The sequence below is a fragment of the Peribacillus sp. NPDC097225 genome, from assembly GCF_044761955.1.
Lineage (GTDB): Bacteria > Bacillota > Bacilli > Bacillales > DSM-1321 > Peribacillus.
In genome coordinates, this window is the sequence record NZ_JBIWDJ010000002.1 from 22618 (window position 1) to 44931 (window position 22314).

A 22314-nucleotide genomic window follows, 5' to 3' on the forward strand; every position below is an offset into this window, starting at 1 on the left:
TTAGGTTAACATAAGGGAAAAGTGATATATGCATGATAATTTGGCAATTTGCTCTATACACCGTTCTTATAAGAAAACTACTCTAATCCTTTATGTGAGTGATGTGGAGACTTGGTACTAGTTCTTTTAGCTTAATAAAGAAATATTTGCTCCCGTCAGCCCATCTAGATAGCCGTAACTATCATATCTCCGATATAAATATAACAAGATATTTCCTAATATTTAATTCTAATAGATTCTTTTCTGGAATATATAGTTTTTCATTCGAAATATAACGTAAACTGGATTCACTGCATTAAAAAAGATTTTAAAAAAACCCGTCTGAGATAAATAAAAAGGTTGAATGTAATTGTCAATTGCCTTTTTCTTTGATAATATGTATGTCCATTTCCGAGGGCATGGTTTAATTTCACATGTTCTAACATGTAGAGGGGAAGGATCAGAATGATACGACATCCCGATTTCGAAAAAGAACGTGAGCGGTTGGATTTTACAAAAAGGTACATTGATGTAGTGATCAAAACTTCAGAGAGCAATAAGGATCAATTCCAGAAGAATATGCAAGAGGCTTTTGGTGATGCGGATTGGTCGGAGTCAGGTTTATACTCCCAGTTACTGACTACCGCCAATTTCTTTGAAATGTCTCAGTCTGAATTGGATAGTTTGAAAATAGCAAAGAACAAACCATACTTTGCAAGAGTAGACTTTGTCCGGCATGACAATACTCAAGGAGAAATTCTATATTTCGGTAAAACATCTTTGTATCAACGTGAAAGCCAAGAACAGATTATCGTCGATTGGCGTTCGCCCATTGCCAATCTATATTATGAGGGTCGAATTGGAGAAGTGAATTATCAAGCGGAGGGAGAAACATTCAGCGGGAATATCACGTTAAAGCGGCAACTGATGATTGAGGATGGCGAGTTGGAAGAGGTCAGAGACATTGATTTGACTACGACCGATGAATTGTTGCAGGAATCCCTTTCAAAAAGCTCAAGCAATCGCTTGACAGACATCATCACGACGATTCAGGAAGAACAAAATAAAATCATTCGTGCCGATTTAAATAAACCCATTATCGTACAAGGGGCGGCTGGTAGTGGTAAAACGACTATTGCCTTACACCGGATTTCTTATTTCATTTACCATTACAAAGATTTATTTGATCCACGGCAGTTAATGATCCTTGCCCCAAGCCGAGTATTCATCGACTACATATCCGAAGCTTTGCCGGAACTGGGAGTCGATAAAGTCAAACAGTTCACATTTGCTGAATACGTCCAGGTGGCAATTGGGCGGCCTTTAAATCTAATACATGATGATAAGTTGATGCGTATATTGGAGGAAAATAATGACGAAACGAAAGTGGCAATCTGGATATCGGGTTTAAAAGGATCTCCTTTATTTAAATTGATTTTGGACGGATATATAAAAGATATCTTCCGGAGCTTTCACCCAGTGGAAGATTTTTATTGTGATAATTACCGGTTATATTCTGCCAAGAAGTTTATTAGATTATTAGAAGAAGATTATTGGTACCTGCCACTTTATGGACGCCTTGATAAGTTAAAGGACATCTTACAAAATGAAGTGAAATTGAAAAAGAAAAAAATGTTGGATCGAGTTGCTGATTTTTATCAAACGAAAATTGATAAAGCCTTCGCCAGGAACATTGATCCGGTAAAGCGGAAGGAATTTGTCACAAAGTGCCATGACAAAATGATAGAACGGACCGAACGGATGAAAAAAGCGATTCGTACGTCAGTTAAAGCTTATTTTAAGCCATTCACAAACAAAGGCTTGCTACAGTATTATCAGGAGTTATATCAGGATCCTGAACGTCTTGCCTTCTACAGCAACGGTAAACTAAGCTTCGAGGATGCACGTACGTTATGTGAATATAACCAAAAATTGTTTCATGAAAAAAGCTACGAAATCGAGGATTTAGGTGCCTTGTTATATTTACAGGAATTAATTTTTGGTGTTAATAAAGACCATAAAGCCAAAAACGTTGTCATAGATGAAGCCCAGGATTATAGTTTTATGCAATTGCAAGCATTGAAGACAGCCTTTGACACGGATATGTTCACACTTGTTGGAGACCTTGCCCAGGGCATTCATTCGTATAGGGGACTTCAAACATGGGAAGATGTTCATCGTTCCATTTTTCCTAGAGCGACTTATACAGAACTGCAAAAAAGCTACCGGACGACCATTGAAATCATGGGGCAGGCCAATCGGATTCTAAAAATGTTACCTTATGATTTCCCTGAGGTCGAGCCTGTGGTCCGTCATGGAAACGAACCTGAATTCATATCCATCAAAAGCAATTGGGAGGGGCAATTGATTGATCTTATCGAAAAGTTAAAGGAGGAAGGGTATCATACATTTGCCATCATCGCCAAAACGATGAAAGATTGCGTGCTCGCGAATGAAAAATTGAGTAAGCTGTCCAATGATTTTCATTTAATTAATGAAGAGGGTATGATTCCGAAGCATAAAACGATGATAATCCCATCCTATCAATCCAAAGGTCTTGAATTCGATGTTGTCGTGGCCTTATCTCTGGAAGAGACATTTCTTCGGGAGAATGAACTTGATTTGAAATTGCTTTATGTCACCATGACAAGACCTTTACATCGCCTTTACTTTTTTGGGAATGAAAAAGAAGATTTTCTTTTAGCTTGATGGATAAGATAGGAGGCCGATAGACGTCTTTGCCTCCTATTTTGTCATGCCTATTATAATTTCACTAGGATATCTTGAATATTCTCCCAGCCGTAACCAACTTCGGCTAACTCGATTCCGGCCATTTTAACCGTTTTTTCGCTGATTATGCGGCCGCCAAGTGCTTCGTAAAAACCCCTCGAAGGATTGTCCCTTAACGCCCATATAATTAAATTACCATGTTGCTTTTGTACAAGTTCATCTACCACTGCTTTCATTAGTTTTCTTCCGATTTCTTGCCGTTGGTACTCTTTTAACAGATAAATGGCGTATACCTCACCTTGGATATGAAGATGATTCGTTTGTTCTGGGCCACCTGCTGCAAAGCCTACGATCTTTCCATCACCATTTTCAGCTATATATGTTGCACTATGAAGCATCTTTAGATTTCTTGACCAATTTTTTTTCCTGGCTTCTAAATTTAAAGAGTTCAGATATGACTCTGGGAGAATTCCTTTGTAAGTGGATTGCCAACTTTTTATATGAACGTGTGCTATCCCAGTTATATCGTTTTCTGTAGCCTTTCTGATTTGCATGTGAAATCACCTTCCATTTAGTAGTTTCCCATAGAATATCATGACAGATGAGATTAAACTTCAGATTTATGTTTAAAAGTTTCTTATAAAGGAAAAGAAATAAAAGAGTCATTCAACGAGATGAAGGGAAGGTTGAGAAAGATGAAATTGAAAGTTGGTTTTTATTTTCCAGGTGGTAAAGAGATTGAGCATGAGGTCGATGGGGATGACAGTACACAAATCATTTCAAATATCCAGAAGCACCGCTTTTATAATTTAGTTAAAGGCGATACACATTATGTGGTAGACACTGAAAAGGCTGCATACTTCTCGGTGACAGAAATAGCTGATTGATTTTTAACCGTATTGGACATTTGATCCGATACGGTTTATTCTTTTTTTGGAGATAGAAATACTTTAAAGGAGTCAGTGATGAAAATTAATTTTACGAACAACCAATATAATACATTAATTAAATTGGTGCAGTATGGATATTGGATAGCATCTGATATGGAAAAAAATGAAGAATTCAGTGAGCTAGAGCAGTATTTGAATTCCTATGCGAAGGATTTTGGCGTGAAAGGAATTGAATATATAGAAGAGTATGGGATTTACGATGTGAGTCGTGAGCTTGAAGAAAAAATCCAAGAAGTAATTAATGAGTATGAAGATGGCGTTTTCCTGGATAAGCTTGCCTATCACATGGCAAGAAACGAGTTTGTGAAGGAATCGAAGCTCAAAAATTTCAGCCAAGAGGAAGCGTTTTTACGAGTACTTGAACTTGAAGAGAAATACCATCTGTATATAGAAGAGAATGGTCTGGAACATTTGAAAATTGATAAATGAAGAAAACATGAAAGGGAGAGGAACCTCATTTATTCCTCTCCCTTTCATTAACTCAAATTCTCCATTTAAATAATTTGTTATCAGGTATTTCCATGAGTGTTACCTAGCTTATTAACGGCAAATGTATAAAATGCCATCATATCTTCCCGCGAAGAAAACCCCGCTTGAGCCGATTTTTCTTTGCCCCCACCTTTACCATTGTGTGAAGAAAGCCATTCCCTAAAGAATTGTCCACAATGAATGGAGATGGTGCCATCGTGTGAAAGCAGAGCCTTTTGTTCCTGTAACGTTATAAATAGGAGAAGTGAGCTTTCTTTCCGATGTATAGCTGAAGAGAGCAGTTGTAGATCCTTCAATGTATGGTCTTCAAAAACATGAGCGATCAACGACCCATCTTCTATATTTGCCAACAACGATGAAGCGAGAAACTCCATGTTTTTCAGTTTGAGCTTTTCATAAGCCATTGATAGCTTGTCGTGCTCGTTTTCCAATCTTTCCACCCTATTAAGGATATCTATACGACCTATATTAAATTTGTATGATAACGTAGAAAGTAAGGTCAAGCTGTCGGTATAGTCGTTTAACGCCCTTAAGCCACATTTAAAATAGAGACGTGTACTTTCTTTCTGTTTTTCCGTTTTGAGGATTTTAATAATTCCTATTTCTCCGGTTTGTTCCACGTGCGTTCCACCACAAGGATTAAATTCAATCCCCTCGATTTCTACAATTCGAATGTTTTCTGTCACCGTAGGCATTTTGACTACGGGTATGGTCTTCAATTGATCTTCAGATACAAAGTATGTATGTAACTTACGATTCTCATAGATATACTGATTGGCGATCCGTTCCGTTTCAACTGTTTGGACATCAGTCCAGGAAGGTGTATCAATATCAATGGAGACAATGTCTTGGCCAAGATGGAAACTGACGGTATTCGCGTTGAAAAGGTCCCTACAGACGGCTGAAAGTAAATGCTGTCCGCTATGCTGCTGCATATGGTCGAAACGGCGTTCCCAATCAAGCTTGCAATGTACGAAAAGGGAAGCGGGGCTGTTTCCAACCTTATGAAGGATATCTTCATTTTCATTTTTTGAAATTTCAAGAACTGGTATACCATCTATGCTACCAATATCCCCAGGTTGACCTCCACCCTCAGGGTAAAAAGCTGTTGCATCGAGCAGAATATAATAAAAGCCTTCTTCTTCAAAAATGTCGAGGACCTTCGTGTCCCATTCAGATACCTTGGATGATTCATAATATAGTTTCTTTGTCATAATAACCCCTATCCCATCTTTATTCAGTAAATTATATCACCCCCAACCATATTAATGGAATAAGGAACCTTTATCGGATGTTACAGTAAAATATGTAGTCTTTATGACAAAGATTCAAAAAAATTCATGAGACCGTCATTATGCTATTTATAGAAAAAACCTTTTGATGTAAAATATTCCTTAAAGAATATACTTTAGACCTAATTAAAATAAAAATATGGAATTGGGGCTCGACTATTTACAGGCTTTGTGTGAAAGTCGACTATCTTTTTTTCTATGCAATATGTTTATTTACGTAGGTTAGAAAGGGTCAAGTGATTAGAATTGCACATAGTCAATATGGAAAAATACAAAAATACTCTCTATCGAAATATTAAAAAACAGCTTTCTGATTGGTTGGAATTAGATAAAACGAAGATGGTTACTACAAATGAGGTACACCGTTTTCTTCATTCTATTAAAGGGACTGCAGGCACCATAGAGTTAGGTGGTCTCATGTTAATATCCGAAAATCTGTTAGGAAAGCTCGATGAAGACAGTGATGGAGTATGGAAACAAGATGACCTTGAAAATCTACTATTTGCTTTAATTGAACATACCTATGAATATGAGCATTTTGCAGAAGTGGAGATAAAAGAGAAGCCAGCCCATGATACACAGGCCCCACTCATTCAAATCATTGATGACGATATATCGATGCTGATTTTATTAAAGGACATCCTTGAAGAAAAAGGGTGGATGGTCATAACGAGTTCTGATCCGGTTAAAGCTACAAAACAATATTTTGAGATGCAGCCAGATTGCTTAATTCTAGATATTCAATTACCTACGAAAGATGGTTATCAAGTTCTGCAGGATATCCACTTTCATAATGAAAAATATTTCATCCCTAAAATCATGATTAGCATTCAAAATGACAAACAATCACGAATTAAAGCATATAAAATGGGGGCGGATGATTTCATTAGTAAGCCTATAGATATTGAAGAATTTGTTGTGAAAATAGAAAGACATATTCAGCGCAAGAAAATTTTCGATCAATCCGTCCTAATTGATGAACTTACTCAAGTATATAATCGTAGGTTCTTTGAAGATATGCTACCGCGTTATTTTCAGGATTTCAAACGAAACGGAAATCTGTTTTCGATTAGTATCATAGATCTGGATCACTTTAAAAGAGTAAATGATACATATGGACATGCGATGGGTGACGTCGTTTTGTTGGAGTTTGCCCAATTTATTAAAAACAATATCCGTAGTTCCGATTTGATTTGCCGGTATGGCGGTGAAGAATTTGTCATTATATTTCCTCAGACAGCAAATGAGGAAGCCAGGAATAAACTAACAGAATTAATAAAGATTTTCTCTACCAAAAGTTTCACTTATGAACAACGACATTTTTCTGTCTCTTTTTCTGCTGGTGTTTATACGGTACATGATGAGAGCATTACTCCTAAAGAGGCTTTTGAGGAAGCGGATAGTTCCTTGTATGAAGCAAAGCGTTTAGGGCGAGCGCGGGTGGAGAGCATTCAAAAAACTAGCATTAAAAAGAAATACCTTAATGTATCAGTGATAGATGACGATATCATTATTAGAACGATCTTAACGAAAATATTGCAGTCGATGGATTTTCCTCTTTATGATTTACATATAGCCGTATATGAAGATGGGGATTCTTTTTTGAATTCAAACAGGGCAAACGAAAACATCTCCCATTTTTTGATACTTGATGGAGTAATGCCAACTATGGATGGCATTGACGTACTGAAGAAAGTGAAAAAGGGTAGCAATGCCGATTCTTTTACCGTTTTGATGTTAACCGGTAGAAAAAGTTCGGGGGACATTGCTACAGCATTAAAATTGGGAGCGGATGATTATGTCACAAAACCTTTTAATATTACTGATCTTCAGGCAAGAATGGAACGTCTGATAAAAAAAATAATGTAAGCAGTAGACCATTTTTTCTATTCGATAGGAAAATAAAAGAGAAAGTAGGGTTGCGGTTTCAAAGAGTCACATGCATTTGAAACGAATTGATCCTTCTATTGCAGTACTGATCGTAAGGAGAATGAAAAAGTGAAACGGATTTTATTAGCTGAAGACGAAGAAATTTTGCGTATGCTTGTTGTGGATACATTAGAGGATGAAGATTACGAAGTCGATGAAGCTTCTGATGGTATTGAAGCGGTTCAATTACTTGAAAAGAATAGCTATGATCTCATCATCTTGGATTATATGATGCCAGGCTATACCGGTTTAGAAATCATTGAAAAAATCGAATCAACTGAAATTGAAAATAAAGGGAAAATCCTGATGCTATCAGCGAAAAGCCAGCAATTTGAACAAGAGAGAATTTTAGAAGCGGGAGCGGACTATTTCATGGCCAAGCCTTTTAGTCCAATGAAGCTTTTAGAGAAAATAGAGGCCATTTTACATGAAGCTGAAACGTTATTCAAATAAGAGTCTTTCTCGTCAAGTAGTGAGTCTAATGACTGCTTGTATCATTTTATTCATAGTTGGTACAGGGATTTTATTTTATGTGTTGCAGACTGTGAATGCAGAATATATCCAGAAAAGAAATGGAATTGTTGAGAAAGAATTGTTGTTGGATGAAATTTACGAGCAATATAATAATGTCTTTTTGGATGCTAGAGGTTATATTGCATTTGGAAATGAGACATATAAAGACAAAGTTTGGAGCAGGGAAGATAAGATACGACATGATATTTCCACTTTCAAGGACCTATCAAGTTCAAAAGCCGATGAAAAAGTCCACGCCGATCTCGTGAATTTTACTGATTATTATTTTAATGCCATTAAGCCTGTTTTTTCGAATATGGAAATGGACGGGAGTAGGGATAAGGGTAAGCAAATAGAAAATGAGATCACTGCCCAAGTTGCGGATTTTCGCGACAGTGTAAGGTCGTATTCGTCTGCGCTTTCAGAAAAGCTTGATGAGAATGTGAATGCATTGGCAAAAGAACAGTCCATTTTACAAGGGACCTTTATCGGATTCGTACTTGTTTTCTTATTGGTCTTTCAGAAAGTCGTGAGAAGCATTATTAGGAATATCGGAAAGCCTTTGGCTGATTTCTCATTTGCAGCTAATGAGATTGCAGCTGGTAGGGACGCCATCATTTCAGTAGATGAAGGCCGGGGAGATGAATTAGGGGTTTTGGCCATTGCCTTTAGAAAGATGATTGCAAGCATTCAGGATAAAGAGCAGGAATTGATGGCTCATAATGAAGAATTGCTTGCTCAGCAAGATGAACTTCAGGCCCAGCAGAATGAATTACAAGAAACGTTGGGGCTTATAACGAAGAATGAGAAACAACTGACTAGAAGAAATGAACTAATAAATGGTATTTCCACTTCTTTGGATAAAAATGACGTTCTTAAAAGTATTGTCTGTAATATGAGCAGTTTGATTGGAGCTGACCGTGCTATGATCACTCTAATTAATGAAGATGCATATTCTTCTTTCGGCATATCGGAATATGGAGTACAGCAATACCGAAAGAATATCAATACTGGGTTAAATGAACGCTTAATAGAAGGAAAAAAGCCATTCACTGTTAAAAGAGAGCAACATGTCAGTGAAAAGGGATACCATGAAAATACGAATTACAGTTATGATTTATTTCTTCCCGTTCTATCGGCTTTGCAAGAGGTCGACGCAATCATGGTTTTCAGCCGTTATGGGTCCGCTTATACAGAAGAAGAAATGAGTGAATGTGAAACATTGGCTAAGCAGATTTCAACTTCACTTGATAAAATCAAGCTGTACGAGCAAACGGAAGATAATCGCCGGTTAAATCAGGATATCCTGAGCACGATACAGGAAGGCATTCAATTAATAGACCAAGATAGAAAGATTGTTCAAGTGAATCAACAATTTTGTGACCTATTCAAACCGGGGTCGGAACCAGTACATATCATCGGATCTCCATGGGAAAGATGGAGTAGTGAAATGGATAGCCGGATTGCCCAAGAAGATTTCTTGGATACCTTGGAAAAAGCATTAAAAAGAGCGGATGAAGAGGCGGACTCTGAAGAGCGCACGTTCACTTTTCACAAGAAAGAAAACAACCAAGTTCTCAAGGTATACTTTGAAATCATAAAGTATGGTGAAGAAGCTTATGGTACCATTTTGGTTTTTCGTGATATTACGAAAGAATATGAAGTGGACCAAATGAAGTCCGAGTTTGTCAGTACCGTCAGTCATGAATTGCGTACCCCGCTTGCGAGTGTTCTAGGCTTTACTGAATTAATGTTAAATAAACCGTTAAAACCGGAAAGACAAACAAAGTATTTACAGACTATTTATAATGAGGCGAAGAGGCTCACCGCTTTAATCAATGACTTTCTGGATGTGCAACGAATGGAATCGGGTAAACAAACATATGAGAAGAAATATGTTGAGATTCTACCGTTGTTGCAAAAGGTCATAGAGAACCTTGAAATTAGCACATCACTCCATGATATTCGTCTTCTTGCGGAAACTGATGATCTCGTGATTATAGGTGACCGCGCAAAAATCGAACAAGCTATCATGAATCTATTGAGTAATGCAATTAAATACTCTCCAGATGGAGGGAAAGTTCTTATTCGGGTGTACAGCAAGAAAGAAACGTTATCCATCGATATCGTGGATGAGGGGTTGGGAATCCCACAGGAATCCCTTAAACATTTGTTCCAGAAATTTTACCGTGTGGACAATTCGGACCGCAGGCGGATAGGAGGAACGGGTTTAGGGTTATCCATCGTGGAGGAAATCGTCAAATCGCATGGTGGGCATATATCCGTAAAATCAGAGTACGGTCGTGGAAGTACATTCACTCTTTCATTCCCTAAGATAACCCTTAAGGAAGAACGTACCCCGAATGATGGACATTCAAAAAAATTGAGCTATGATATCATGGTCATTGAAGACGATTTCAATTTAGCGGAGTTATTAAGATACGAACTGGTTGACAGCGGTTTTCAAGTCAGTTATTTCAAAAGCGGAAAGAAGGCGCTTCAGAAATTGAAGCAATCGCCTCCGGATGCCATCGTCCTTGACATTCTCCTTGAAGAGGGGGAAATGGATGGGTGGTCAATCATGAAAGAGTTGAAAGGAAGACCGGAGTTAAAGGACATCCCCATTTTTGTATCGACTGCGCTTGATGAAAAAGAAAAAGGTTTTTCGCTTGGGGCAAAGGAATACTTGGTTAAACCTTACAAACCAAGTCAATTATCAAAGGTGATCATGCATACGTTATTAAGCAATGGAAAAAAAGGCCAGATTATGGTCCCACGTCCATCCTGGGAAGCCGAAAGAAGCCTTTGAAAAAATAAAAATGTTAGAATAGGTGTACAGAAAGATAAAAAAATGATAGATTCAAATATGATGGAAAAATAAATATTTGGGTACAATTGTAGGTAAAGGTAAGTTACAGGAGGATTTTTATACATGCAAAAAATTCAGGCCGGTTTGGCTGTAGAGTTACAAGTAGAACGTAAGGCTGATTTCGGATGGTTCTTGACTGATGGTTCGGAAGATGTCTTGCTACACCATAATGAAGCGAATGAAGGTACTGAACTTGAAATTGGTGATGAAGTTACAGTATTTATCTATCATGATAAACAGGCACGGTTAACGGCTACCATGAATATTCCGGAAATACAGATTGACAAATATGGCTGGGCAGAAGTCGTCAATGTACAAAAGAAGCTAGGCGTCTTTGTGAATATTGGGCTTTCTAAAGATATTCTTGTATCTTTGGACGACCTTCCGAACATCGATCGTTTATGGCCGGAAGTGGGGGATCGTCTCTATATTTGCCTGAAAACAGATCGGAATGATCGTTTATTCGGCAGACTTACAACGGAAGATATCATTCAAGAAATCACTGTTCCAGCTCCATTAAAAGGAGTCCGCAATACTACCGTAAAAGGGAATGTATATCGATTGCTGATGGTCGGTTCCTTCTTTGTTTCTGAGGAAGGGTATCGTTGCTTTATTCATGAAAGTGAGAGAAAAGAAGAGCCGCGCCTAGGAGAATTTGTTGAGGGGCGTGTAATCGACAGTAAGGAAGATGGCACACTTAACGTTTCTCTATTTCCATTCAAGCAAGATCTAATGGAAGAAGATGCTGATATCATCTATACTTATTTAATGAATCGCGGTGGAGCCATGCCATATGGTGATAAGACTCCGCCTAGTGATATCCAGTTCCATTTCGGTTTAAGTAAGGGAGCCTTCAAACGTGCTCTTGGTAAATTGATGAAAGAAGGAAAGATTTATCAAGAAGAAGGATGGACATACTCTTCTGATCGTAAATGATAAAAAAGCAGCGGAATGAACTTCTCCGCTGCTTTTTTATGGTTCTTATTAAAAGATTTTCTTTTTCCCCTTTTCTTCTTTTAAAATCTCCACCGCTTCACGAAATCTCATGGAATGAACAATTTCCCTTTCTCTTAAAAACCTTAATGAATCGTTGATGTCCGGATCATCCGAAATGTCAATCAACCATTGATAGGTTGCTCTGGCCTTTTCTTCTGCTGCAATATCTTCATATAAATCTGCTATGGGATCGCCCTTTGCTTGAATATACGTAGCCGTCCATGGATTTCCTGCTGCATTTTCATAGAAGAGGGCGCTGTCGTGATTAACATAGTGGTCACCAAGACCGGCCTCTAGCATTTGTTCCGGTGTGGCGTCTTTTGTAAGCTTATAAATCATCGTTGCAATCATTTCTAAATGGGCAAATTCTTCCGTTCCAATGTCGGTGAGCAATCCGATCACTTTTTCCGGAATTGTATAGCGTTGATTTAAGTATCGTAGTGCGGCAGCCAATTCACCATCAGCGCCTCCATATTGTTCTCTTAAATATTTAGCCAGTGTGGGATTACAAGTACCAACCTTTACTGGATATTGTAGCTTTTTCTCATATATCCACATAGATATCTCTCCTTAAACCTGCCATGGCCAGGGTCCTTGGCCCCATTCCCATTTATTTTCACCATCTGGACTGTTTCCAAATTGAAACAATGGGCCGTATTTAGGTTCAAATGCTGCCTTCAATTTGGTTGAGTATTGTTGAAATTGGTTGAATTGTTGTAAAGCTTGCTGATCATGGGGATGTGTATCCAAATACAGAGTCAGCTCGACTAACACGAAATCGGCAGCTTGTATTTGGCCGAGTAACTGGTAATATTCATCATCCAGTTTCCTATTCATTACTATTTCTCCCTTTCACGATATGGATTATCATAAAAATCGTAGAAAAATTTCCAAAGCGTACCATACCTCAAAGCTTCTTCTGGAGAAAATTGTTCTAGGTTAGGCGGCTGAAAATTAATATACAAATTCGGAGGCGTACGGTAATACTTTCTTCCGATTGGTGGACATGGATCGAATTTGCTATGAAAAGGCTTATAGGACTTGATTAAGGTAAAAGTCTTTTCACTTGCCAAGGAAACTCCTCCTTTCAATATAAGGTCAGCCATTAATAATTATGCTGTTGTTAATAAAATATGCCTAATGAAAAACGGCCAAAAGGTAGGACAGATTCTACTTGGAATCATTTTTGTATTTTTGGGCTTGTTATCCTCTTGTTATCTTTCTGTGATGTTTGACATCTATTCTTCATCTGTTTGTTCTTTGTATAGGGACAATCTGTGATAGTATTTAGAACATAGCTTTTGAAAGAGTTCACAAGGAGGTACGATATATGAAAAAATCAATTTTATCGTTAACGGCCGTGGTGGCCATATCAGGAGCATTTACAATACCGGTTCAAGCTGAGGAAGTTACAGTCAAAAATGGTGACACACTATGGGGATTATCTCAATCACATAAAGTTTCAGTAGAAGATATTAAATCATGGAATCAATTAACGTCAGATTATATATATGTGGGAGACTCTTTACATATTTCTCAAGAAGAGCAATATACCGTAAAGGCTGGAGACACATTATCGAAAATAGCGAATAAATATCATGTTTCGATTAAGGACCTTAAATCATGGAATAATTTAAATACAGATACAATTCATCCAAAACAGGCCCTAGTTATTAAACCAGCGGCAAATAAGGTGGAGGCAGCAAGTACAGGTCCAGATAATAAGGCAGAGCAAGCTGCACCAGCACAAGAGACTGCACCAGTACAAAAAACTGCACCTACACAACCTGAAAAAACAGAAAAAGAGAATAATGTATCGCAAAATGAATCAAATCAAGACAATGTAGCAAAAGAAATGACTGTAAGGGCAACAGCCTATACAGCAGATTGCCAAGGATGTAGCGGCGTCACAGCGACAGGGGTGGATTTGAAAGCAAATCCAAATCAAAAAGTCATTTCCGTTGATCCATCTGTCATACCGCTAGGAACAAAAGTATATGTAGAAGGCTACGGTTATGCAACGGCAGCTGATACAGGTAGTGCGATTAAAGGAAATAAGGTCGATATTTTCATTCCAAATAAAGAAGATGCTCTAAACTGGGGCGTCAAAAACGTTAATCTAAAAATCCTTAATTAAGAACTGACAATTGCCTATATGAAAGAAGGAATGGACACAGATAATATCTGTGTCTATTTTTTATTCTTTTGGTGTATGAAAAAAACGAGTACAATAGAGATATTAAAACAATAGTCAATTGGGGGAGTCACACTTTGATAGAAAAAGCACGCGAATATTTACAGCAGTATTTTGGTTATGAATCATTCAGGACAGGCCAAGAAAAGATTATCGAGCAAGTCTTAGATGGAATAAACACAGCTGGAATTATGCCGACTGGAGGAGGAAAGTCAATTTGCTACCAGATTCCAGCCCTACTTTTGCCAGGCGTCACACTCGTTATATCCCCGTTAATCTCCTTGATGAAAGATCAGGTTGATGCCCTCGAACAAAACGGCATCGATGCCACTTTTCTCAACAGCTCCATATCTGGTACGGAAGCTTCCAATAGGATGAGAGATATTAAGCAGGGAAGGTACAAGCTGGTATACCTTGCACCGGAACGATTGGAAAACCATATTTTTCAGAGGGATCTGGCTAGTATGGATATATCGATGGTCGCGATAGACGAAGCTCACTGCATCTCTCAATGGGGTCATGATTTTAGACCAAGTTATTTAAAAATAAAAACCTTTTTGAAAGAAATGCCGACAGCTCCAACCATTCTTGCCTTAACAGCGACAGCAACCCCGCATGTAACAGAAGATATCTGTCAGTCATTGGGGATTACTGCAAACCATACGGTATCCACAGGATTCGCTAGGGAAAATTTATTTTTTTCCGTCGTCAAGGAAGAGAACCGCGGTCGATATTTAATGCGTTATATTGAGAAGAATAAAAATGAGTCCGGTATAATATATGCTGCAACAAGAAAAGAAGTCGATTCATTACATGCCAAGCTCAACAAAGCGGGTATTAAAACAGGACGTTATCATGCTGGAATGAATGAACATGATCGATCTGAACAACAGGAGCTATTCATTCGTGACGATATTTCTTTAATGATCGCAACCTCAGCTTTCGGTATGGGCATTGACAAATCAAACGTTCGTTATGTCATCCATTACCAAACGCCGAAGAATATGGAAAGTTATTATCAAGAAGCAGGTCGTGCAGGACGTGATGGATTGGATAGTGAATGTATTCTGCTTTATTCACCTCAAGACATGCAGATTCAGCGTTTCTTAATCGACCAATCCAATCCCTCTCAAGAATGGCAAGCCCAAGAACTGAAGAAGCTGAATAGGATGAAGGATTATTGTTTTACAGAAGGGTGTTTACAGGCATTTATCCTTCGATACTTTGGTGAAGAGAATCCGGAAGATTGCGGACATTGTGAAAACTGTACGGATAAACGTGATGCCGTAGATGTGACAACTCAGGCGCAAATGGTCCTTTCTTGCATGTTGCGCATGGGGGAAAGGTTCGGCAAGACGATGATCAGTCAAGTGCTTACAGGTTCAAAAAACAAAAAGATAGAACAATTTGGATTCCATAAGCTCTCGACATATGGAATTATCAATAATCAGTCAGCTAAAGATGTTGCCGATTTCATAGATTTTTTGACCGCCAAGCAATTTATCGAAATGACAGGTGGGCAATTTCCTGTTCTTAAAGTAACAAATGCTGGTAGGGAAGTGCTGCTAAATCAGAAGCAAGTGCTACGCAAAGAAGTGAAACAAGTCACCAGCATTAATGTGGATCATGGTTTGTTTGAAGAATTACGACGTGTAAGAAAAGACATCGCAAGTACGGAAAATGTGCCGCCATTCATTATTTTTTCGGATGCCACTTTAAAGGATATGGCAACAAGGTTACCTGTGACAGAACAAGATTTCCTTGAGGTCAAAGGCGTGGGCTCACAAAAATACGATCGTTTTGGTAGGACATTTTTAGAGGTAGTTTCGAATTATTTACAAGCACATCCTGACATTGAGTCGAATAGAATATATAAAAAAGAAACGACGAAAAGCAGTACAGGACCTTCACATATCGAAAGTTATCGTTTATATCAAGAAGGAAAGTCAATCAAAGAAATTGCAACGATAAGAGGCCTGTCTACAATTTCCATCGAAAATCATTTATTAAAGTGTGCGGAAGAACAAATGGATATCAAATGGGAGGGTTTCTTCAATCAAGAAGAGTACGATTTGGTACTGGAAACTGCTAAACAACTTGATTCCGGAAAGCTAAAATCTCTTAAAGAGGCCCTTCCCGATCATTTTTCATACTTTCAGATAAAAGCGATCATGGTAAAAGCCACATTAGCTAACTAATTGATCAAATAATGGTTATTTTTTAGCGCTGGATAAATAAGAAGTTGATTTGATACGTATACTATAGAAGTAAAACAGCCGAAAAGTTCATTGGCTTAAAACTTGGTGTGTAATTTGAAAAAGGAGGTTGCTCATGTATTTTGGCAAAAAGAATTCAGAGGAACCAGAAATCATAATGGAAGATACTATTGTATATGCGTGCGGATCAGCGGATTGTAATGGCTGGATGAGGAAGGACTTTGCCTCAGTAAACTATGATTGTCCAATGTGTGGAAGTCAATTAATTGAAGAAGTTAGAGAACTTCCGAAAATTGAAAATGAATATAATGCGTATAAATAAAAGGGGTAAGTACTTACCTCTTTTTATTTTGGGAATGTAATTAGGCTTCATGAAGATATAATAACTACTCTTTACATCATAAGAAACGTGTGCTATAATTAAATTTCAGTGTTGTTATTAGAAAACACTAAGAGGGTAATTTAAAAGATACATTTTTATTAATATAATAATTTTCATCGTTTTTATGATGAAGTAGAAACAAGTTAAAACAACTAGAAAGAAATACGTTTTAATCACCAGGTATTTTCCTCGATTCATTTTGTTCTTCATTAACTTACTTCTATGTAGCCATTTATCTTTTGGATTTAATTTTCCCAATTGGAATTACGGACGGTTTAATTAATAAACATGTACTTATCAGCTTTCACCTGATTCTCACAGGCACGGTCTAGGAGCCGTATGGATGAGAGAGAGGCAGGGCTTTCATTGTTTTAGGTTATGGCACTAAAATTACTCTCATGCTTGATTCGACTTTATACTAAGCGAACAAGCTGGAAGAATCATGATTATGATTCTTGAATACAGTCCAGTCTTTATAAGCTCTGAGGTAGTCAAAGGCTGGATTGTGAATACTTGGATTTGGAATTGTAGGTATCCTAAGCTTTACTTAAATATTTTATGAAGAAATATGTTATAATGTATAATGAGATATTTAAAATTGGTTCTCATTTATCTTGAGTGTATAGTAACTAATCTTAGATAAGTAAATGGGCTATACTCACATTTATTTAGATTAATCGCTAGCTATTCTTCTTTATCTTTATGGCACCGGCACAAAAAATCTGTGCTAAGTCAATTTAAATCTAAGGAGTGAGATACATGTATAGAAGAAATAATACGGAAGAAATCATTCCTGAAGAAACTAAGGTTTGGGAATGCACATCAGAAGATTGTAAAGGGTGGATTCGGGATAACTTTACGAGCAATGATGAGCACCTTTGCCCATTATGCGGTAGTAAAATGAAACAAGGTACAAGAATGCTACAAGCAATTAATAATCCGAGAAATTATTAATACCATTAAAAAAGCTGAAGGGATTCTTCCCTTCAGCTTTTTTTTGCTGCATAACCATAACTGAATATTGCAAATGTAAGAAGGATATTTTTAATGGATGTCCTTCTTCTTGAACCGTCCACCACGAACCTCGGCAATATCACCGACGGCAAGGAAAGCAGAAGGATCGAAACTTTTTACGATATCTTTAAGTTTTGCTTCTTCAAGACGGTTTATTACGCAGAATATAACTTTTTTATCGTCCCCTGAATAGGCGCCTTCTCCAGCTAGATAAGTTACGCCTCGTCCTAAGCGATGCATGATTGCATCCCCTATATCCAAAAATTCATCGCTGATAATCCAAACAAATTTAGATTCATCCAAACCGGCTATAACGATATCCATCGTTTTATACGCTACAAAATAAGCCAGAATCGAATACATGGCACGATCCCAGGAAAAAACAAATCCTGCACTGCCAAGGATGAATAAATTGAAGAACATGACAATCTCACCAACAGAGAAAGGAAGTTTCTTACTAGCTAGAATGGCAAGGATTTCAGTTCCATCTAACGAACCACCATACCGAATTACCATTCCAACCCCAATTCCAAGTATCATGCCTCCAAAAGCTGAAGCAAGGAGAATATCCTGAGTGAAAGCTGGTACATGATGAAGCAATGTGGTAGTTAAGGAAAGGATTAATATTCCATATAGGGTAGATAAAGCGAAGGTTTTTCCGATTTGTTTATATCCAATAAAAAAGAAAGGAAGGTTTAAAACAAAAAGAAAGATACCAAGTTTCATGCCGGTGATATAAGATAACATAATGGAAATACCGGTAATGCCTCCATCGATAACGTTATTCGGAACAAGAAAAATCTCAAGGCCGACAGCCATTAATACGGCACCAATCGTTATGAGTAGACCTCTTTGTAAAACTTGCCTACGCGTCAGTTTTTTATGCTGCGTCTTCTTTTGTATAATTTCGGCTGTATTTGCGCTTGCTAGGTCCGACATTATCATGCCCCCACTCCTTTTTATATATATTCTCTATTTAATTATAAACGTATAAAAGGGATTAAAAAAAGAAATAAGCTCTCCGAACGTAGTTTGTTTTGCACGTACTCATGAATTGTAATCATTGTTCTCAGGAGGAGAACGATTGATAAACACTTTTTATTTTACTCGATACATAGGAAAAATATTTGTCATTCTATTATTTTTTTACATAGTTGTCGAAGATTTATTTATTGAATATACAGAAAATAACTTTAAATAACTCAGGAAGACAGGTAAATAGAAATAAAAGTCTTTAAGCAATTCGAAATTTACATTACAATATAGGATAATAGAACGATAGAGGTGAGAAGGTTAATGGAACAATCAATTGTATCATCCAATCCAATCCTATTTATAATTGCAGCACTCCTGACATTCATGGCTTGCTATACCGCCTTGGATTTGCTGACAACATATATTTCGGCAGAAAAATATAAACGTCTTTTGTATTTGGGAAGTACTTGCTCCATGGGAGTGACTATGTGGACGATGAATTTTGTATATGTTTTTACTTATGAGAGTGACAGGACTACGGCTTATAGCTTTTCCTTAATCATGCTTTCATTAATATTAGGAGCCATATTTGTAGGGATTGGCCTTTTGGCCATTGCCCATAACCCTTCCATGTTGCAAATGGTTTTCTGTAGCTTTATGTTTACGATGGCTCTTTTATCAAATTATTTAATTGGCCTGTATCCATTGAGTAAGTCCTTGGAACTTAATCCATGGTTGTTAGGTAGTACGCTAGTTATAATTTTTTTGTTGTTTGTAAGCGGATTTTCACTATTATTTTATAATGCAAAAGGGAGTCAACCCTTCCTAAAACCAGTCAGTACGATCATTATGAGCGGAGCAATTATTGGAGGACATTTTCTTTTTTTGAGAGGGCTTCCACTTACTCCAGAAATGGTGAATATGAAAGGACTCGCTCAATTAACACCCTTTATGCTTTATCTCGTATGCTTTGTTTCGCTTTTCATACTAGCGAATTTAATTGGCTCGAGCACAATTGTTGCAAGACGGTTGGTGAAGAGTGACAACCAAGTGAGTGATATCCGTTATGCTTTAGATCAATCCTCGATTGTGGCTATTACGGATGCAAAAGGCATCATAACCTATGTTAACGAAAAATTCATTGAAATATCCCAATATGAAGAGCATGAACTGATTGGAAGAAATCATTCAATCATTAACTCGGGTTATCATTCTAAAGAGTTTTTTTTCAATCTATGGAAAACGATCAGTAATGGACAGACATGGCATGGTGAGATATGTAATCGGGCAAAGAACGGGGAGCTCTATTGGGTGGATACCACGATTGTGCCCTTTATGAAGAAAGGAAAACCATATCAATATATATCCATACGATCTGATATTTCCAGTCGGAAAAAGGCTGAGAAGGATTTAAAGGTTTCTATTAAAGAATTGGGTGATATGTACTATGCCATTAATCAATCGTCTATCGTGGCCGTAACTGATGATAAAGGAATCATCGTCGAGGTTAATGAAAAATTCTCTGAAATTTCTGGGTACACGAGAAACGAGTTAATTGGACAAACGCATAAAATGGTGAATTCCGGATATCATTCAAGTCAGTTTTTCGAGAATATGTGGAAGACCATACATAAGGGCAAAGTATGGAAAGGGGAAATTAGAAACAGAGCGAAAGATGGTAGTTATTATTGGGTGGATACCACGATTGTCCCTTTTTATACAGTTGAAGGCAGACCCTATCAATTTCTCGCGATTCGCTATGATATCACAGAGCGAAAACAAACAGAAGAAATGCTTTATCGCCAGGATAAATTGGCAGCTGTCGGACAACTGGCTGCAGGAGTGGCCCATGAAGTAAGAAATCCTCTTACATCGATTAAAGGGTATACGGAATTCTTACAATTAGATGAAACGGATAGTGAGCGACAAGAATATTTGGATATCATTTTAGATGAAATCAACCGGGTAAATGAGATTATTGAAGAATTTTTGGATCTGGCAAAACCACAGTCCTTGAATCTGAAAACAAAGAATATCGTCCCGATTTTACAGAATGTTATCTCGCTAACTGAGTATGATGCGAAGAAGAAAAATATTATACTCTTCTTTACTAGTTTCCAAGAAGAAATCCATGTTCAGTGCGATGAAAATCGTTTGAAACAAGTTTTTCTGAATTTCATTAAGAATGGAATGGAAGCGATGCCGCAAGGAGGAGAAATCAGGGTCACTATGGAATTAAGGGAAAGGAAGGTTCATATTTCTATAACAGATACAGGAGTAGGAATCCCTCCCCATCAATTAAGAAAATTGGGTGAACCTTTTTTCACTACAAAAAAATCCGGGAATGGGCTGGGTCTTATGGTTAGCTTTAAAATCATTGAAAGTCATCAAGGACGAGTGTTTGTAGAAAGTGAAGTTGATAAAGGGACTGTATTTAACATTGTCCTCCCTCTGGAGTTGTTGCAAGAAAGAAAGAGACAAGAAAGGGAACTGGGACTAACTGTCTAGTGTTTGTAATAGTATTTAGATGACTTCATGGGGGATATTTTAGTGAATAAACTTGAAAAGGTTCATATAACACGATTAAAAGGGTTTTATCTTCTTTCTTTTTTTGCGGTAGGTAGCTTGACACCACTTTTAAGTGTCTATTTAGCTAATGAGGTCGGACTGAATGGATTTGAAATAGGGTTCATCATGTCTGTTGGACCACTGGTGATGATTTTTTTTCAACCTATATGGGGACTGATTTGTGACTGGACTGGAAAACCCACTAGGATACTGGCGTTGACTACCTTATTTGCTGGAATTTTTGGGTTAGGATATGTTTTATTTGAACCTTTTCTATTTTTAGTATGCATCTCAGTGGGACTGGCAGTTTTTCAAAGTGCCCTTATCCCTGTGTCTGATAGCATCACCTTGCAATATACGACGAGTATCAACGCGAATTATGGGAAAATCCGTTTATATGGTTCGCTTGGTTTTGGAGTTGCCGTTTTTGTGATGGGGAGGTTATCGGAAACTTTCATAGGCCCATCCGTTATTTTCTACGTATTTTTTATCAGCCTTCTTTTTGCTGCTTTTCTAGCTCTGCATTTACCCGAGGAGTCACCGCAAAAAAAAGCAAAGCTTTTCAGTGGAATAAAGGAACTTTTTATTATGAAACGTTTTGTCGTCTTTCTTGCCGTAACATTCCTGATTTTTGGTCCCAACCTGGCGAATAACGTCTATTATGGCCTATTCGTGGAGGCTAGGGGTGGAACCTATACAGGAATCGGCATTGCATTTCTGCTCGCGGTGCTGTCCGAAATTCCATTCTTACGTCTCGCAGGAAGTTGGATTCATAAATGGGGGTTGCTGCCAATCACGTTATTGGCAGGGGGTGCCTCGCTGGTCCGATGGGTTCTCTATTTTATGGAACCTGGTTTAGCCATTGTTTATATTTCATCTATCATGCAAGGTTTTTCACTTGGATTATTTATTCCAGCAGGTCTGCAATATATTAAAGAGGTTGTACCAGTTCATATAACCGTTACGGCAGTCACACTTTATTCTGCGATAGGGAACGGGTTCGGTAATTGGTTCAGTACATTTTTCGGTGGCATGATCATGGATACATCAGGTATTTACATGGTTTATCTCTTTTTTGGAAGTCTTTCGGTGCTTGGTATCATACTTACGGTATGGCTTATGATAATGGAGGGAAAGACGGGAGGTCAGCCCATATAGTAAAGAATTTATAATTTTTAAAGGACTTGCTCACATTTGTGAATAAGTCTTTTTTTGTTT

General features: G+C 37.7%; 19 protein-coding genes. 13 read left to right on the forward strand and 6 right to left on the reverse strand.

What is annotated here, in order from left to right:
• Nucleotides 1-444 precede the first annotated feature (444 nt).
• Entirely contained in the window at nt 445-2688 is a 2244-nt protein-coding gene (locus ACIQXH_RS06010) for a HelD family protein (RefSeq protein WP_403122696.1), read from the forward strand.
• A gap of 53 nt (nt 2689-2741) precedes the next feature.
• On the opposite strand, the gene ACIQXH_RS06015 is transcribed toward ACIQXH_RS06010, so the two are convergent.
• On the reverse strand, nt 2742-3263 hold the full coding sequence (locus tag ACIQXH_RS06015; protein WP_403122698.1) for a GNAT family N-acetyltransferase: 522 nt from the start codon (nt 3261-3263) through the stop codon (nt 2742-2744).
• A 141-nt stretch (nt 3264-3404) separates the two neighbouring features.
• On the opposite strand from ACIQXH_RS06015, the gene ACIQXH_RS06020 reads away from it, so the two are divergent.
• Together ACIQXH_RS06020 and ACIQXH_RS06025 are read left to right on the forward strand one after the other, a co-directional pair.
• Nucleotides 3405-3596 carry a hypothetical protein gene (locus ACIQXH_RS06020; RefSeq protein ID WP_402958677.1) on the forward strand — a complete coding sequence of 64 codons (192 nt, stop codon included), beginning with the start codon at nt 3405-3407 and terminating at the stop codon, nt 3594-3596.
• A 78-nt stretch (nt 3597-3674) separates the two neighbouring features.
• On the forward strand, nt 3675-4088 hold the full coding sequence (locus ACIQXH_RS06025) for a hypothetical protein (RefSeq protein WP_403122700.1): 414 nt from the start codon (nt 3675-3677) through the stop codon (nt 4086-4088).
• 80 nt (nt 4089-4168) lie between these two features.
• Here ACIQXH_RS06025 and ACIQXH_RS06030 read toward each other — a convergent pair whose 3' ends face one another.
• The gene (locus tag ACIQXH_RS06030) at nt 4169-5362 is read right to left on the reverse strand and encodes an alanyl-tRNA editing protein (protein ID WP_403122703.1); all 1194 of its coding nucleotides are present in this window, start codon (nt 5360-5362) and stop codon (nt 4169-4171) included.
• Between the two features lie 495 nt (nt 5363-5857).
• Between ACIQXH_RS06030 and ACIQXH_RS06035 the strand changes: the two genes are divergently transcribed.
• The 4 genes from ACIQXH_RS06035 (at nt 5858) to ACIQXH_RS06050 (ending at nt 11687) form a co-directional block, all read left to right on the forward strand.
• Entirely contained in the window at nt 5858-7309 is a 1452-nt protein-coding gene (locus tag ACIQXH_RS06035) for a GGDEF domain-containing response regulator (protein ID WP_403122706.1), read from the forward strand.
• Nucleotides 7310-7438: 129 nt separating this feature from the next.
• Nucleotides 7439-7822, forward strand: a complete 384-nt coding sequence (locus ACIQXH_RS06040; protein ID WP_402868760.1) for a response regulator transcription factor — start codon at nt 7439-7441, stop codon at nt 7820-7822.
• Nucleotides 7797-10691, forward strand: coding sequence for an ATP-binding protein (locus tag ACIQXH_RS06045; protein ID WP_403122709.1), 2895 nt, complete (start codon nt 7797-7799; stop codon nt 10689-10691). The genes ACIQXH_RS06040 and ACIQXH_RS06045 overlap by 26 nt, the downstream gene beginning before the upstream one ends.
• 123 nt (nt 10692-10814) lie before the next feature.
• Nucleotides 10815-11687 carry a CvfB family protein gene (locus ACIQXH_RS06050; protein WP_402958689.1) on the forward strand — a complete coding sequence of 291 codons (873 nt, stop codon included), beginning with the start codon at nt 10815-10817 and terminating at the stop codon, nt 11685-11687.
• Between the two features lie 48 nt (nt 11688-11735).
• Here ACIQXH_RS06050 and cotJC read toward each other — a convergent pair whose 3' ends face one another.
• The 3 genes from cotJC to ACIQXH_RS06065 are packed head-to-tail and all read right to left on the reverse strand — an operon-like array spanning nt 11736 to nt 12820.
• Nucleotides 11736-12305, reverse strand: coding sequence for a spore coat protein CotJC (gene cotJC, locus ACIQXH_RS06055; RefSeq protein WP_402868755.1), 570 nt, complete (start codon nt 12303-12305; stop codon nt 11736-11738).
• Nucleotides 12306-12317: 12 nt separating this feature from the next.
• Nucleotides 12318-12584: a spore coat protein CotJB gene (locus ACIQXH_RS06060; protein WP_402868753.1), complete on the reverse strand. Its 267-nt coding sequence runs from the start codon at nt 12582-12584 to the stop codon at nt 12318-12320.
• 2 nt (nt 12585-12586) lie between these two features.
• The gene (locus tag ACIQXH_RS06065; RefSeq protein WP_402868751.1) at nt 12587-12820 is read right to left on the reverse strand and encodes a spore coat associated protein CotJA; all 234 of its coding nucleotides are present in this window, start codon (nt 12818-12820) and stop codon (nt 12587-12589) included.
• 257 nt (nt 12821-13077) lie between these two features.
• Here ACIQXH_RS06065 and ACIQXH_RS06070 point away from each other — a divergent pair, with 257 nt between their 5' ends.
• The 4 genes from ACIQXH_RS06070 to ACIQXH_RS06085 all read left to right on the forward strand — a co-directional run bounded on the left by ACIQXH_RS06070 (nt 13078) and on the right by ACIQXH_RS06085 (nt 17493).
• Nucleotides 13078-13884 (forward strand): LysM peptidoglycan-binding and 3D domain-containing protein, encoded by an 807-nt coding sequence (locus ACIQXH_RS06070; protein WP_402868749.1) that lies wholly within the window; start codon nt 13078-13080, stop codon nt 13882-13884.
• A gap of 134 nt (nt 13885-14018) precedes the next feature.
• Nucleotides 14019-16139 carry a DNA helicase RecQ gene (gene recQ / locus ACIQXH_RS06075; RefSeq protein ID WP_403122712.1) on the forward strand — a complete coding sequence of 707 codons (2121 nt, stop codon included), beginning with the start codon at nt 14019-14021 and terminating at the stop codon, nt 16137-16139.
• Between the two features lie 133 nt (nt 16140-16272).
• Nucleotides 16273-16479 carry a cold-inducible protein YdjO-related protein gene (locus ACIQXH_RS06080; protein WP_402868746.1) on the forward strand — a complete coding sequence of 69 codons (207 nt, stop codon included), beginning with the start codon at nt 16273-16275 and terminating at the stop codon, nt 16477-16479.
• A gap of 819 nt (nt 16480-17298) precedes the next feature.
• Entirely contained in the window at nt 17299-17493 is a 195-nt protein-coding gene (locus ACIQXH_RS06085; protein WP_402868744.1) for a cold-shock protein, read from the forward strand.
• 90 nt (nt 17494-17583) lie between these two features.
• On the opposite strand, the gene ACIQXH_RS06090 is transcribed toward ACIQXH_RS06085, so the two are convergent.
• Nucleotides 17584-18492, reverse strand: a complete 909-nt coding sequence (locus ACIQXH_RS06090) for a YitT family protein (RefSeq protein WP_402868742.1) — start codon at nt 18490-18492, stop codon at nt 17584-17586.
• 357 nt (nt 18493-18849) lie between these two features.
• On the opposite strand from ACIQXH_RS06090, the gene ACIQXH_RS06095 reads away from it, so the two are divergent.
• Together ACIQXH_RS06095 and ACIQXH_RS06100 are read left to right on the forward strand one after the other, a co-directional pair.
• Entirely contained in the window at nt 18850-21036 is a 2187-nt protein-coding gene (locus tag ACIQXH_RS06095) for a PAS domain S-box protein (RefSeq protein WP_403122715.1), read from the forward strand.
• Between the two features lie 42 nt (nt 21037-21078).
• Nucleotides 21079-22254: an MFS transporter gene (locus ACIQXH_RS06100; RefSeq protein ID WP_402868739.1), complete on the forward strand. Its 1176-nt coding sequence runs from the start codon at nt 21079-21081 to the stop codon at nt 22252-22254.
• Nucleotides 22255-22314 lie beyond the last annotated feature (60 nt).